This is a genomic window from Flavobacterium sp. SOK18b, from assembly GCF_014156605.1.
Classification (GTDB): domain Bacteria; phylum Bacteroidota; class Bacteroidia; order Flavobacteriales; family Flavobacteriaceae; genus Flavobacterium; species Flavobacterium tiangeerense.
In genome coordinates this window covers 23386-39383 of record NZ_QKNZ01000058.1, presented here as the reverse complement: position 1 = coordinate 39383, position 15998 = coordinate 23386, and the positions used below count along the sequence as shown (strand labels likewise).

Below are 15998 nucleotides of genomic sequence, written 5' to 3'. Positions count from 1 at the left end.
TTAAACACAAACAAATTTTATAAAAATTAATGTAAATTACATCTATAGGAAAGAATATTGTCTGAATTTTTAAAGAATCTTAAAAAGTGTATCAAAACAGTAAGTCTACAAATTCAGACAATAGTATTATTTTCTACCATTATAAAATAAATGTATACGATTAATTTTTGCGAAGATGCTCAAAACTTCATTCAAGAATTTAATATTATTAATTTATAATTTAATTCCTAAATATTCTACTAATGAACTAGTTCTTCATTTTACTGATTTTATCATAATCCAGAATTGTTACTGTGCTTCCTTTTCTTTCAATCAGTCCTTCATTTTTAAATTCGGTTAAAGTACGGCTAACAGTTTCGGAGGCAGTTCCCGTAAGTGCTGCGAGTTCATCCCTACTAATTCTAATAGTACTATCATGCTTAAACAACTGCAAAAGTGCTTCGGCAATTCGTTTTCTCACTGATTGGTATGCCAGCTGTAGTAGACTCGCATCTTTGTTTCGAATTTCATTGGATAATATTTCAAGAAATTTTCCAGCAATATCAGGGTATTGCTGCAACATTTTATCAAATTGTATTTTAGGAAAAAAACACAAATAACTATCTTCCATGGCAGTTGCCGTATCATCATAGGGTTTATTGCAAAGAATGATATTTATCCCTAAAAAATCCTCCTCCTGATATATTCCTGTCATTAGTTCATGTCCATCTTCGGTCATTTTAATAGTCTTGATTTTCCCCGAAACTACCAAGTAAATACCAGTGGCATTATCGCCTTCATAATGTATCACCTGATTCTTTTTAAAAAATCTAGTTTTTCGTTCGGCTATAATTCTTTTTAATTCTTTCAATCCACTGTTTTCAGCTACCAGCTTGTCCAAATTCTCTAATGATTTACTATAAAAATGGTGCTGACATTCTTTTTTCTTTAATCTGCTTTCAATAGCATTCAAAAGTTCTAATCTCCCAAATGGCTTTGTAAGATAATCATCGGCACCCATTTCCATTCCCTTACGCAAATCAAGTCGCTCGGATTTTGAAGTAATAAAAATAAAGGGGATAGCAGTGGTTTCTAGATTTTTATTTAAAAGATACAGTACATCATAACCATCTAGTACAGGCATCATGATATCACACAAAATTACATCTGGTAAATAGAGTAAAGCTTTATCGACCCCTTCCTTGCCATTTTTAGCAACAAAAACTTCATAGTCTGCCAATTCAAGAATTTCTACTATATTTTCTCTTATTTCATTATTATCTTCAATTACTAATACTTTGCTCATATCGATAAAAATGTTAGTGTGAATGATGTTCCTTCATTTATAGTACTTACATAGGATATAGAACCATTCATTAAGGCGATATAACGCGCCACAATATTTAAACCAAGTCCAGTTCCTGGGATATTACCCGTATTATGTGCTCTGAAAAAAGGTTCGAATAAATGGAATTGATCTTCAACAGGAATTCCAATTCCTTCATCCTTCACGCAAATGATACAATGGCTGTCATTAATTTCGGTTGTAAATTCAATAGTACAACCATCCTCTGAATATTTTATAGCATTGGTAATTAGATTGATAATACTATTTTTAATTAAATTCTGGTCTAGGGTTATGAGTTTCTGACATCCATAATGCGTAAAATGTATTTGCTGTTTTTCTTTGGCTAGTAATTGCATCTCCTCTGTAATTTCTTCCGCTAATTGTACCAGATCAAAACATGTGGGTTTAGCTTTTACATTGCCTACTTCTAATTGTTCTATGTATAAAAAATCATTCAATACAGTAGTTAAATTTGTTACAGCATTAATTATTTTACCCGCATGTTTAATTATATTAGCATTATTTAACGGCTCAGCATATTTTTCGATGAGAGAAGCTGATAAATGTGCCGTGCTCAATGGAGTTCGAAATTCATGCGAAGCCATAGATAAAAACCTATTTTTTAATTTACTGATTAGTTTTTCTTTCTCTAAACTGGCACTCACTTTTGCTTTTGCTTTTTCAAGTGCTTTAATCGTATCGTTTAAGGTTTTTGTTCGCTCTTCTACAAGTTCTTCTAGATGGGAAGCATAATTTTTAAGGCGTTCTTCATCCTTTTTTTGCTGGGTAAGATCATGAATAAATCCGGCGTAAATTTTTCTTCCTGCATGTTTCACTTCACTTACACCTATTTTAAATGGAAATTGATAACCATTCTTAGTTTTACCAATGAGTTCTCTTCCTATTCCCATAATATGCGATTGACCAGACATTTTGTAGTATTTTAAATAGGAATCATGAGCCACTTTATCGTCAAAAGGCATTAGCATTGAAATATTTTCACCTAATACTTCTGGTTCAGCATAATCAAAAAGTTTACATGCAGATGGATTTATGCTTTCTACAATGCCCAATTCATCAATAGTTATGATACCGTCAATGGCGTTATGCACAAGGGCATCTAGTAAAGCAGATTTCTCCATAACTTATTTTGTCAAAGTGTATTGACTTATGTAAAGATAAGGCCACCTGAGTAGTTATCTCCTTATAGTATTATATCTATATCTTTTGAAATTTACTCTTTTAAGCTTTAAAGAATCATAAGTGATGTAAATCACATATAGTTCAGCCGATGCTCATTTCAATATAATACTATATAAACCAACTTTGTAAAGTGCTTTAAAACAATATAGTATTGATATTAAAAACGGAAAATGATAACAGATGATATTTTACGGCAAAATGTAATTCAAGCATTAAAATGGGACCTTTTTAGTGTTGATTGCATTATAATAGTCATTTCAAATAATGGAGTAATAACTCTAAAAGGTAATGTAGATACCTATAAAAAGAAAACGCAAGCCGAAAGAATATCAAGTGCAATATCCGGAGTACAATCAGTAATCAATAAAATTGATGTAACAATAAATCGCTTGGAACAGAAAAAAGATATAGCAATCACAAATGAAATTCTCAATATTTTCAGATGGAACTGGAATACACTAAATGATACCATTAAAGTTAAGGTACTTGAAGGATGGGTAACGCTATCTGGAGAATTAGAATGGAACTATCAGAAAGAAGCTGCCAGACAAGCTATTGTAAGTCTAATTGGTGTAAAAGGAGTTAGTAATAAAATTAATATAAAATCTCAAGTGGATACTAAAATAGACAAAACGACTCTTAGACTTGCACTAGAAAATCATCTTGCATTGGATTCAAAAGATATAGAAATTGAGGTATCAGATTCAAAGATAATTTTAAAAGGGACTGTGGAATCATGGTATCAAAAAGAAATTGCAGGATTTATTGCTTGGAAAGCAAGAGGTGTTGTAAGTGTTGAAAATGAATTACTGATTGAAGAATAATATATTAAAAATGAAACCAATACAAGCTAAAAAAAACAACTGACCATTAACAGTTTTAATTGTTAAGAATATTTTAAAAAACTAATATTAATACTTTAAAAAAATCCTGTGTTCTTTTTAAAACTAAAGTTTAAAAGTGTTTGGCATCACTTTTTGATGTGCGTATGGTCATTTCCAATTCAACCAAATAGACTCAAATTTGAATTTAAAAGTTTCTTGAATTACGATACGGGTAAAATACTGTAAATAGATAATCCCAAGTAGAATTCAAAAAAAATAATGTTTTAAATAAATAGTAGCAACATGAAAATACTTATTGTACTTACATCACATGATGTTTTGGGAACCAGTGGCCTAAAAACGGGGTTTTGGATAGAGGAATTCGCAGCTCCTTATTATATTTTTAAAGATGCAGGTGCTATAATCACAATTGCTTCTCCAAAGGGTGATCAGCCTCCAGTTGACCCGAAGAGTGAAGAAATAGAAGCACAAACCGAATATACTCAAAGATTCTACAAAGACAATACTGCTATTGACCTAGTAGCGCATTCTATAAAATTAAGCGAAATAAACCAAGCAGATTATGATGCTGTATTTTATCCTGGTGGCCATGGTCCGTTATGGGATTTGGCAAATGATCCAGATTCTATACATCTCATTGAAGACTTTTACAATAACAAAAAACCAATTGCCTTTGTATGTCATGCGCCAGCTGCTTTAGTACATGTGAAAATTCAAAATGGTGATTATTTAGTAAAGGGAAAGCAACTAACAGGCTTTTCAAATACCGAAGAAGAAGCAGTCCAGCTAAGCAAAATAGTACCTTTTTTACTGGAAGATGAACTTACTAAAATAGGTGGATTTTATAGTAAGGGAAAAGATTCTGAATCTTATGTAAAGCAAGATGGTTTGCTGGTCACAGGACAAAATGCAGCCTCATCAGTAGCAGTGGCAAAATTACTGCTAGAAACACTTGAAGGCGAAAAAATTACTAATCTAAATGACAATTAAAATGAAAAAAATACAACTAGTATGTATATGCTTAGCGTATGCAGCAGCATTAAATGCACAAACTGCCGATAAAAAATGGAACATTGGTATTCATGGAGGTGCAACACAATATCATGGAGATCTTGGACGCAGTTTTTACAAAACAGATAAAGCTATGTATGGCTTTGGAGGTGTATCTGTTTCCAGATATTTAGGAAAACTTTTTGATGCCAATTTGTTATTAACCAAAGGTACTATTGGATACAATGGTGACACGGGGAGTTTTAAAAGCGATTTTAATGCAGCTTCATTCAACCTGCGTTTCAACCTGACAGCTCCAGAATATATTATTAGACCTTATGTGTTGGCTGGTGTAGGTATAATCCTTTTTGACAATCAGGTTAATTTTGATCAAGACAGAATTGACTATGCCTTGCCTACTGCTGGAGCAGGTATCAATTTTAGATTATCTCCAGAAATTATGCTGAATCTTCAAGAAACTTTTTCTTTCTCTAATAAAGATCGAAGAGATGGAGTGACCGCAGGCGAAAAAGACAGCTACCTCTCGCACATGATTGGGCTAACCTTTAATCTTGGAAGTGTAAAAGATGCCGATCAGGATGGAGTTTCAGACAAAAATGACAACTGCCCTGATACTCCAACAGGAATTAGTGTGGATAAAAAAGGCTGTCCTTTAGATCGGGATAAAGATGGTATTGCTGATTATTTAGACAGTTGTCCCGACGTTTCAGGAACTGCTTCATTGAATGGTTGTCCAGACAAGGATAACGATGGTGTTGCTGATTCAGAGGATAGATGTCCAGAACTAGCGGGTCCTAAGGCTTTAAAAGGCTGTCCAGATAGTGATAACGATGGTGTGCCTGATTTAGATGATAAATGTCCCAATACAAAAGCAGGAAGTCGTGTGGATAAAGCGGGTTGTATCATGGATAGTGATAATGATGGTGTTATGGACGATATGGATCGTTGTCCTGATGTTGCAGGATTACTAGCTTTAAAAGGATGTCCAGATAGCGATGGAGACGGAATTGCTAATTTAGACGACAGATGTCCCGAAGTTAAAGGTACGATGGCAAACAAAGGATGCCCTGAAATTACAAAACAAGATGCAGTGCGTATTACTTATTTAGGAAGCAAAATATTCTTTGAAAACAATAGCGATAAACTAAAAGTAGCCTCATTATCGCAACTGGATGAACTTACAAAAATACTATTCAAATACGATGCTGCTAGTTTAGTCATTGAAGGTTATACCGACAGTAACGGATCAGATCAATTTAATATTGAATTATCACAAAAACGAACCGAGTCTGTTCGGAATTATTTGATTGGTAAAGGAATTGCTTCGGCCAGAATAACAGGCATAGGAAAAGGCGAAAGTAATCCTATAGCAACCAATACTACAGCTCTGGGACGTGCTAAGAATCGTAGGGTTGAATTGAAAACAAACTATTAAATTAATTTAGTGAAGATTGACAACAGTCAATCTTCACTTCAATTATAAAACAAATGATACAAGTCAAAAAAGAAGGGGTATTATTAGCCAAATCGTTAATTCCATTTGAAGATGAGGGTGTACTAAATCCAGCTGCCATAAGAGATGGCAATTTTGTACATATGTTTTATCGTGCAGTAAGCCGAGGCAATCATTCCAGCATTGGGTATTGTAAACTCGATGGACCATTATCAGTAGTTGATAGACACAAGAAATCATTGCTAGCACCTGAATTTGACTACGAATGTCAAGGCATGGAAGATCCTAGGATTGTAAAAATAGAAGACACATACTACTTAACATATACTGCCTATGATGGTGTAAACGCATTAGGGTGTCTTGCTGTTTCAAAAGATTTAATTCATTTTGAAAAAAAAGGAATTATAGTTCCACAAATTAGCTATGCTGCATTTGATCAACTGGCAGAGCAAAGTAGTCCTATTAATAAAAAATATTTTCGTTACAACGAACACATTGGTGTTTTAGAATCTGATTTGGAAAAATCACTGATTTGGGATAAAAATGTTATTTTTTTTCCAAGAAAAATTAAAGGGAAATTTCACTTCATGCATCGAATAAAACCTGATATTCAAATAGTTGTAGGCGTTGATAATTTAAAAGATTTGACCGAAGCCTTCTATCAAGATTATCTAAGTAATTTTAATGATCATGTGCTGCTTAGTTCAAAACATGATCATGAAATTAGTTATGTAGGTGGTGGCTGTCCTCCCATAGAAACAGATCAAGGATGGCTAATCATTTACCACGGTGTCAAAGATGGTCTTTACGGATATATATATTCGGCATGTGCCGCTTTACTAGATTTGGAGGATCCAAGAAAAGAAATCGCTCGCTTACCTTATCCCCTATTTAAACCCGAATTAGATTGGGAACTAAAAGGCGAAGTAAATAACGTTTGTTTCCCAACGGGAGCTGTAGTATTCGATGACACTTTATACATTTATTATGGTGCTGCAGACGAGAGAATTGCTACTACTTCTGTTTCCGTTTCGGCATTAATCAAAGAATTATTACTTTACAATAAACAAGATGATAAATAAACTAAGATCAAATCGAAACAAAACATTTCCAGCTCAAAATGGTACATCTTATAATTTGAATAAAACTCAAATCAAAGAAAAAGAAAGCCTGCCCGAAATCTTATTTATTACTACTTATCCGCCGCGTGAATGTGGTATAGCTACGTATTCGCAGGATTTAATTTTAGCATTAAACAACAAATTCCAGAATACCTTCAACATTAAAATTGCAGCATTGGAATTACAAAATAATAAGTATGCTTATAATGATGAGGTCACTTATGTTTTAGAAACAGACAATACATATTCTTATCATGCTCTTGCACAAAATATCAATAGTAATAAGGATATAGCTCTTGCGTTAATCCAACATGAATTTGGTTTGTTCAAAACGAATGAAGCTGATTTTATCCTTTGCTTAAAAGCGATAAATAAACCCATAATTATTGTTTTTCATACCGTACTACCCAATCCAAGTGCAAAACTAAAAGAAAACATAGCCGAAATGAATGCGCTTGTAGATTCATTTATTGTTATGACAAATGCTTCTGCAAAATTGTTAGAAAACGATTACGGCATTTTAAAAAATAAAATTGCCGTTATTCCACACGGAACTCATTTAGTAAAACATACGGATAAGGAAGCTTTAAAAGAAAAATACGACCTATCAAAAAGAAGAGTGATTTCAACTTTTGGATTATTGAGTTCTGGAAAATCAATAGAAACTACATTAGATGCCATGCCCTTAATAGTTGTTGAAAATCCAGATATTCTTTTTCTTATAATTGGGAAAACGCATCCTTCGGTTGTTAAGGAAGAAGGTGAAATATACCGCGACAGTTTAGAACAAAAAATCGAAATATTAGGACTAAAAGAACATGTAAAATTCATCAATGCTTATTTACCACTTGAGGAATTACTGGATTATTTACAACTCACAGATATTTATCTTTTTACCTCCAAAGACCCAAATCAAGCGGTGAGCGGTACATTTTCTTATGCTATAAGTTGTGGTTGTCCCGTAATATCTACTCCTATTCCTCACGCTTCTGAATTATTAAAAAATGGAGGCGGAATTATCATTGACTTCGAAAATTCAGAGCAATTGCAAAAACAAGTTTTAAATTTATTAAACAATTCACAGTTGTGTAAAGAAATCTCCAATAAAGGCATTCATAAAATGGCACCAACAGCTTGGGAAAACGCTGCAATTGCACATGCGTTGTTGTTAAATAGTGTAATGGATCGAAAATCTAAATTAAAGTACAAAACCCCCGCAATCAATTTAGAACACTTTAAAAGTTTGACTACACCTTTTGCAATGATACAATTCTCCATTATCAATAAGCCTGATTTAAATAGCGGCTACACTCTAGATGATAATGCAAGAGCATTAGTAGCCATGTGTCAGCATTTTGAATTGACAAATGATGATAAAGATTTGGCCTATATTATTCAATATTATCAGTTTATTCAGTTTTGTCAACAAAAAGATGGCTCCTTTTTGAATTATGTAAACGAAAATAAAAAGTTTACAGATCAAAATAGTGAAAATCTAGAAGATTCTAACGGAAGAGCAATATGGGCGTTAGGATTTCTAGTTGCTATGCATGATTTATTACCAGAATCGTTAATCACCCAAGCCAAAAAAACAATGCAAGCTGCCATGGCTTCCGCTACAAGCATGCATTCAACAAGGGCGATGGCTTTTACTATAAAAGGGATTTATTACAGTAATAAAAAAGAAATGAATTTTGAAAATAAGGCACTCATAAAACTATTAGCGAACCGATTAGTTCAGATGTACAGACACGAATCTAAAGCAAATTGGCATTGGTTTGAGAGCTATATGACCTATGGCAACAGCATTCTTCCCGAAGCCATTCTTTGTGCTTATCTGGCTACAGGCGAAATGATTTACAAAGAAATAGCCAAGACTTCTTTTGATTTTTTATTATCAAAAACAATAACTGAAAATTCTATCAAAGTCATTTCGAATAAAGGATGGTTACACTATAACAAAGCCGTTACAAAAGAAGTAATTGGCGGAGAACAACCTATTGATGTTGCTTACACCATCTTGGCTTTAGCCAAATTTTACAATACTTTTAAAATCACTGCCTATCTTCATAAAATGGAAACAGCTTTTAGTTGGTTTCTTGGAAACAATCACCTCCAAAAAATCATTTACAATCCATGCACAGGTGGTTGTTATGACGGTCTAGAAGAAGATTACATCAATCTCAATCAAGGAGCAGAGTCTACGGTGAGCTATCTGTTGGCAAGACTAACAATACAAAAATGCCGACAGGAAGTAGAATACAACAAGACTAAAACAGTTTTTACTAAAAATAGAAATTTGGAGCTTATAAATTAAAAATCATTTTAAATACTCTAGTTCATAAAAGGATTTCTAAGGAATCCACAGCTTTGTATTCAAACAAAAACTAAATAATTTAAAAATGAAAAGCAACGAAGAACTACAAAAAAATGTTGTGGACGCCATCAATTGGGAACCCCTATTGCAAGCCGCAGAAATTGGGGTTATGACTAATAGAGGCGTGGTTACTCTAACCGGATCAGTAAATACTTATGCTAAAAAAAACGAAGCTGAACAAGCTGCTAAAAACGTAGCAGGAGTAGCTAATGTAATCGAAGATATCAAAGTTGTTTGTGGTACCGATGAAAGTAGACCCGATACTGAAATTAAGAATGTAATTGAGAATATTTTTATGTGGCATTGGGATATTCCAACCGAAAAAATTAAAATCCTTGTTGAAAATGGATGGGTATTTTTGAGTGGCCAACTCGAATGGAATTATCAAAAAGAAGCAACTAAAAATGCACTTAATAACCTCATCGGAATTACAGGAATTACAAATAACATCAAGATAATTTCATCATCAAAAGACACCATTAAAAAAAAAGATATTGAAATTGCCATTGAGCGCAACTGCGCGATAAAAAACAAAGATATCCGTGTTTATGTAGTTGATAATGTTGTTACTTTAATTGGACACGTAGATTCTTGTTATCAGAAAAATGAAGCTAGTAGAATTGCTTGGAATGCTCCAGGTGTTACGCAGGTACAAAATGATTTATATATTGAATTCGACGACTAATTTTTAGATTTAAAAAATGCTCAAAAAATGGAAAAAACTATTGAATTACTAGAGCAAACTTTTGAAGAAATACTAAATGAATTGTCAATAATATTAGTTGATATTCCTGTTATAAACACCAAGACCCAAAACCACCAAAGCCGATTAAAAAAAAGTATAACTAAAACTCACCAAGATCTACAGCTAGTTTAAACAGTTATTCCTTCCTACTTAAAATATAAAATATGCTACAACTATAAATACTAGTTTATCAATCCCAAAATCAGTAAATTAGTATTATTTATTGCAATAAAATAAATCAATTATGCACGACCTTAATTTAATTCTAAACAAAAGGTATTTGTATCGCTTAACATGGTCTAACTATTTATGAATTAAATATAAAAAAAATGAAAAAAATACTCTATTCAGCCATAGTAATGGCAACCGTATTGGTATCTTGTAATAAAAAAAATACTGAAACTACAACAGATCATTCCCTCATGATGAACAATGATAGTACCATGATGGACAATGACAGTAAAATAATGAACGATAAAACTAAAATGATGGGGAATCAAGAAAATAGGTATGCCTGCTCAATGCATCCGGAAGTACAAGGAAAAAGGAATGACAAATGCTCAAAATGTGGTATGAAATTAACAGAGCCTGTTCCTGAAAAAACAGAGGAAAGTAAATAATTCAACATTACAAAACTGAATTAAACTTAGTAAGTTATGACAAGTTTAATTTATCGTATTTATTGAAATAAAAAATGATACACACTTACAACATTACCGGAATGACTTGTGATGGTTGTCGCACCAAAGTCGAAAAAATATTGAATGCTATGGATGGCGTTGAAGCAAAAGTTTCATTACATCCACCAATAGCTACTATTACTATGTTAAAGCACATTCCTACAACACAGTTTCAAGAAGCATTGGCTGCTGTTGGAAAATATAATATAGAAATGATTAACGGTGAAATACCTCAACCGGTAATAACCAATGAAGCTACTTCAAAATCTTGTTGCTCTACTCACACCCATAGCGATAAAAAAGAAATTAAAGTGCCAGTTACTACTAATGGCAAATATTATTGTCCCATGCATTGTGAGGGCGAAAAAGTATATGATAAAGCAGGCGATTGTCCTGTATGTGGCATGGATTTAGTCAAAGCACCTGACTTGACTGTTAGTAAAGCCTCATATACTTGTCCAATGCATCCCGAAGTTATTAGTGAAACGCCAGGCGCTTGCCCTATTTGCGGAATGGATTTAGTACCAATGAATCCAAGTGATACCGAAGACCAAAAGACCTATAAAGATTTGGTCAAAAAAATGAAAATAGCGGTTGTATTTACTGTTCCTATTTTCGTGATTTCAATGTTAGAAATGGTACACAACAATCCATTATTAAAATTAATGGAGACCTCAAAATGGAATTGGATACAACTACTTTTGTCTTTTCCTGTTGTTTTTTACGCCTGTTGGATGTTTTTTGAGCGTGCCTGGAAATCTATAATTACTTGGAACTTGAATATGTTCACCTTAGTCGGAATTGGGTCTAGTGTTGCTTTTCTGTTTAGTTTGGTTGGATTGTTTTTTCCAAATATTTTTCCGGCTGAATTTAAAACACACAACGGATCTGTTTCACTCTATTTTGAAGCGACAACGGTCATATTAACGTTAGTTTTATTAGGGCAATTACTCGAAGCCAGAGCGCACAGTCAAACAAGCGGAGCAATCAAAGAATTATTAAAGCTCTCGCCAACCGAAGCTACTTTGGTAATCGATGGAAACGATAAAGTAATCTCAATCCACGATATCAAAAAAGGCGACTTATTGCGGGTAAAACCTGGAGAAAAAATTCCTGTGGATGGAAAAATAACCGATGGCGAAAGCAGCATTGATGAAGCCATGATTACGGGCGAACCCATTCCTATAGACAAAAAGAAAGACGATAATGTAATTGCAGGAACAATAAACGGTAATAAATCCTTTGTCATGATGGCTGAAAAAGTAGGTTCAGAAACCTTGCTTTCACAAATCGTTCAAATGGTAAATGATGCTTCTCGATCAAGAGCGCCTATTCAAAAATTAGCCGATAAGATTGCTAAATATTTCGTACCCACTGTAGTTATTATTTCTGCTATAACCTTTTTCATTTGGGCAAAATTTGGTCCTGAACCATCATTAGTATATGGATTTATAAATGCCATAGCGGTATTAATTATTGCTTGTCCTTGCGCTTTAGGCTTGGCAACACCCATGTCAATTATGGTTGGCGTGGGGAAAGGGGCACAATCAGGAGTTTTGATAAAAAACGCTGAGGCCTTAGAGAATATGAATAAGGTTAATGTGCTAATAACCGATAAAACTGGAACAATAACAGAAGGCAAACCATCGGTAGAAAAGGTTTATTCGTCAAATGATGACGAAAATGATCTTTTACAAAACATCGCTTCGTTAAATCAATACAGTGAACACCCTTTGGCGCAAGCCGTTGTAAATTATGGTAAAACAAAATCCATTTCTTTAATTGAGGTTAAAGATTTTGAAGCCGTTGCAGGAAAAGGAGTTATAGGAACAGTAACCAATAAAAAGATCGCATTAGGCAATAAAAAACTAATGGAACAAGTAAAAGCTATAATTTCAGATGATTTAGAAAACAAAATTAGTACCGAACAAAAACTTGGAAAAACCGTTTCTTATATTGCTGTAGATGGCGTTGCTGTTGGTTTTGTATCCATTACCGATGCTATAAAAACATCTAGCGCAGCAGCCATAAAAGAATTAATGCGTCAAGGTATAGAAGTAATTATGCTAACTGGCGACAATGTGAATACTGCCAAAGCTGTTGCGGATGAAATGAATTTAACTTCTTACAAAGCAGGTTGCTTACCCGAGGATAAACTCAAAGAAATAAAACGATTACAAGCAGAAGGCAAAATTGTAGCTATGGCAGGAGATGGTATCAATGATGCACCTGCATTGGCGCAAGCTGACATTGGAATCGCAATGGGGACAGGAACAGATGTAGCTATAGAAAGTGCCAAGATAACTTTAGTAAAAGGCGATTTACAAGGCATCGTAAAAGCCAAAAATTTAAGCCATGCCGTTATGAGAAATAGTAAGCAAAACCTATTTTTCGCCTTTTTCTATAACGTGCTAGGTGTGCCAATCGCAGCTGGGGTTTTATATCCATTTTTTGGAATTTTGCTTTCGCCAATGATAGCTGCGCTAGCAATGAGTTTTAGCTCAGTTTCGGTAATAGGAAATGCACTGCGATTGCGGAATTTGAAACTTTAAACCTAGATATTAAACTAAAATCCTCAATATTATCAAACATTCCTATGAATTCTAATACCTTTAATATTAATGGTTTAACAGATGCGCAAGTAGTTGAAGCAAGAGAAAAATACGGTCAGAATAAAACGGTCTATAAAAAAACCAATATGTTTTTAAATGGCTTAATTCAGATTGTCAAAGATCCTATGACCATTTTATTATTGGTCGCATCAACTATTTATTTTGTAAGCGGAAAAACTTCGGATGGTATTTTTTTAGCTTCAGCAATTATTTTGATAGCTACAATTTCATCTTATCAAAAAGCAAGAAGTCATAACGCTTTAGAAAAATTGAAAGATTTTACAAAACCCAAATGCAAAGTCGTTAGAAATAGTAAAGTAATTGAAATAAAGACAGAAGAATTAGTAATAGGTGACAGTTTATTAATTGAAGAAGGAAATGCAATTGCAGCTGATGGAATTATTGAATCCTCAAATGATTTTTCTGTAAATGAATCTATCCTCACTGGAGAATCTATGTCGGTTACCAAAGACAAATCGACCAAAGATAACGCTGTTTATCACGGTACAACCGTAGCAAGCGGACTAGCAATTGCAACCATTACTGCTATTGGCGCCGAAACTAAATTAGGGAAAATAGGTAAAAGCCTAGAAGAAATTCAAGAAGAGAAAACGCCCTTAGAAGTTCAAATTGGCAATTTTGTAAAAAAAATGGCTATTGCAGGAGCCGTAATTTTTGTGATTGTTTGGATAATAAATTTTTTAAATTCTCGAAATATATTAGACAGCTTGCTCAAAGCATTAACACTTGCTATGAGTGTTTTACCCGAAGAAATTCCTATTGCATTTACCACTTTTATGGCTCTTGGTGCTTGGCGAATGATGGAAAATGGAATTATCGTTAAACAAATGAAGACTGTAGAAACTTTAGGAAGCGCTACAGTAATTTGCATTGACAAAACAGGAACGATTACCGAAAATAAAATGAGTCTCGCTAAAATATTTACACTCAAATCTCAAAAAATTACAGCTATTGAAAATGAATTATCCAATGAAGAAAAAGAATTAATTACCACCTCCATGTGGGCAAGTGAACCCGTTCCTTTTGATCCCATGGAAGTAGCATTGCACGAAATCTATTCTAAAGTTATTGAAAATGACCAAAGGACCGATTTTAAAATGATTCATGAATATCCATTATCTGGAAAACCTCCTATGATGACCCATATTTTTGAAAATAAAACCGGAGAAATGATTATTGCTGCCAAAGGTGCTTCAGAAGCTATTATGGCAGTTTCAAAACTTTCAAATGAAGAAAAAGCTGCAATCTTAGACGCAATAAAGGAATTATCAGCTGAAGGGTATCGAATTTTAGGCGTTGGAAAAGCAATTTTTGAAGGAAAAAATTATCCCAAAACCCAACAAGAATTTCAATTTGAATTCTATGGATTAGTAGCTTTTTATGATCCGCCAAAGAAAAATATCCATCTCGTGTTGCAACATTTTTATAAAGCAGGAATTAAAGTAAAAATTATCACTGGAGACAATGCCGAAACCACTTCATCAATAGCAAAACAAATAGGATTTATTGGGTACGAAAAAAGTATTTCTGGTGACGAATTAATGCAATTATCCGATAAAGAATTCAAAAAACAAGTTTCAGAAATCAATTTATTTACCAGAATGTTTCCGGAGGCAAAATTAAAAATCATAAATGCACTAAAATCGAATTCAGAAATTGTGGCCATGACTGGAGATGGTGTCAACGATGGCCCTGCTCTAAAAGCTGCTCATATAGGCATTGCAATGGGAAAAAAAGGTACCGAAATAGCCAAACAAGCGGCATCACTTATTTTAATCAATGATGATTTATCAAAAATGGTAGATGCTATTGCAATGGGTAGAAAAATCTTTTCAAATTTAAAAAAAGCAATACAATTTATCATCTCCATACATATTCCAATTATACTTACCGTATTTATCCCTTTGGCATTGGGTTGGATTTATCCCAATATTTTTTCGCCCATTCACATTATATTTTTAGAATTAGTTATGGGACCAACTTGCTCCATAGTATATGAAAATGAGCCTATGGAAAAGAATACAATGACACAAAAACCAAGACCATTTACCACTACTTTTTTTAGCTGGAAAGAACTTTCTACAAGTATACTTCAGGGTTTGATTATTACAATAGGAACTTTATCTGTCTATCAATTTTCAGTATTAAATGGGTTTAATGAAAACATCACACGAACAATGGTTTTCTTGGTATTAGTGACTTCAAATGTATTTTTAACTCTAATAAACCGTTCTTTTTACTATTCTATTTTTACTACTTTAAGATATAAAAACAATTTGGTTTTCATAATTACAGGAATTACTATTGCTATTACAGGATTGTTGCTTTATCTAAAACCACTCACCGATTTTTTTCAATTTGAACATCTTACCGTGAAACAAGTATTGATTGCTACTGTAGTTGGTGCAGTTTCTGTATTATGGTATGAGTTGGTTAAACTGTGGAAGCGTAATACTAAATAGATTAAATAATAAGCTGAACTAATCTAATTAAAAAAAAAGAAAACCATTTTTCACTTTTGTTTTAGATCTAACCTATTCGATTTATATCTATTAGGAATTATGTAATACTTCAAGACCACTATGCATTTTATAGAAAAAAAG

General features: G+C 33.3%; 11 protein-coding genes. 9 read left to right on the top strand and 2 right to left on the bottom strand.

Annotated elements, in window-relative coordinates; all coding sequences use genetic code 11:
- Positions 1 to 247: 247 nt before the first annotated feature.
- Both DNC80_RS09705 and DNC80_RS09700 read right to left on the bottom strand, forming a co-directional pair.
- Complete coding sequence (locus DNC80_RS09705; RefSeq protein WP_220485227.1) at positions 248 to 1285, bottom strand: response regulator; 1038 nt, start codon at positions 1283 to 1285, stop codon at positions 248 to 250.
- Positions 1282 to 2469, bottom strand: coding sequence for a PAS domain-containing sensor histidine kinase (locus tag DNC80_RS09700; RefSeq protein WP_182651040.1), 1188 nt, complete (start codon positions 2467 to 2469; stop codon positions 1282 to 1284). The genes DNC80_RS09705 and DNC80_RS09700 overlap by 4 nt, the downstream gene beginning before the upstream one ends.
- Positions 2470 to 2700: 231 nt before the next feature.
- Between DNC80_RS09700 and DNC80_RS09695 the strand changes: the two genes are divergently transcribed.
- The 9 genes from DNC80_RS09695 (at position 2701) to DNC80_RS09655 (ending at position 15857) form a co-directional block, all read left to right on the top strand.
- A complete protein-coding gene (locus DNC80_RS09695; RefSeq protein ID WP_182651039.1) occupies positions 2701 to 3354 on the top strand; it encodes a BON domain-containing protein in 654 nt (217 codons plus the stop codon).
- A gap of 303 nt (positions 3355 to 3657) precedes the next feature.
- On the top strand, positions 3658 to 4365 hold the full coding sequence (locus DNC80_RS09690; RefSeq protein WP_182651038.1) for a type 1 glutamine amidotransferase domain-containing protein: 708 nt from the start codon (positions 3658 to 3660) through the stop codon (positions 4363 to 4365).
- A gap of 1 nt (position 4366) precedes the next feature.
- Positions 4367 to 5821, top strand: coding sequence for an OmpA family protein (locus tag DNC80_RS09685; RefSeq protein ID WP_182651037.1), 1455 nt, complete (start codon positions 4367 to 4369; stop codon positions 5819 to 5821).
- Between the two features lie 53 nt (positions 5822 to 5874).
- The gene (locus DNC80_RS09680; protein ID WP_182651036.1) at positions 5875 to 6921 is read left to right on the top strand and encodes a pesticidal protein Cry7Aa; all 1047 of its coding nucleotides are present in this window, start codon (positions 5875 to 5877) and stop codon (positions 6919 to 6921) included.
- Entirely contained in the window at positions 6911 to 9277 is a 2367-nt protein-coding gene (locus DNC80_RS09675) for a glycosyltransferase (RefSeq protein ID WP_220485226.1), read from the top strand. The genes DNC80_RS09680 and DNC80_RS09675 overlap by 11 nt, the downstream gene beginning before the upstream one ends.
- A gap of 85 nt (positions 9278 to 9362) precedes the next feature.
- Positions 9363 to 10022, top strand: coding sequence for a BON domain-containing protein (locus DNC80_RS09670; RefSeq protein WP_182651035.1), 660 nt, complete (start codon positions 9363 to 9365; stop codon positions 10020 to 10022).
- 389 nt (positions 10023 to 10411) lie between these two features.
- Positions 10412 to 10702 carry a heavy metal-binding domain-containing protein gene (locus DNC80_RS09665; RefSeq protein ID WP_182651034.1) on the top strand — a complete coding sequence of 97 codons (291 nt, stop codon included), beginning with the start codon at positions 10412 to 10414 and terminating at the stop codon, positions 10700 to 10702.
- A gap of 74 nt (positions 10703 to 10776) precedes the next feature.
- A complete protein-coding gene (locus DNC80_RS09660) occupies positions 10777 to 13314 on the top strand; it encodes a heavy metal translocating P-type ATPase (protein ID WP_182651033.1) in 2538 nt (845 codons plus the stop codon).
- A gap of 44 nt (positions 13315 to 13358) precedes the next feature.
- Positions 13359 to 15857, top strand: coding sequence for a cation-translocating P-type ATPase (locus DNC80_RS09655; RefSeq protein ID WP_182651032.1), 2499 nt, complete (start codon positions 13359 to 13361; stop codon positions 15855 to 15857).
- Positions 15858 to 15998: the final 141 nt, after the last annotated feature.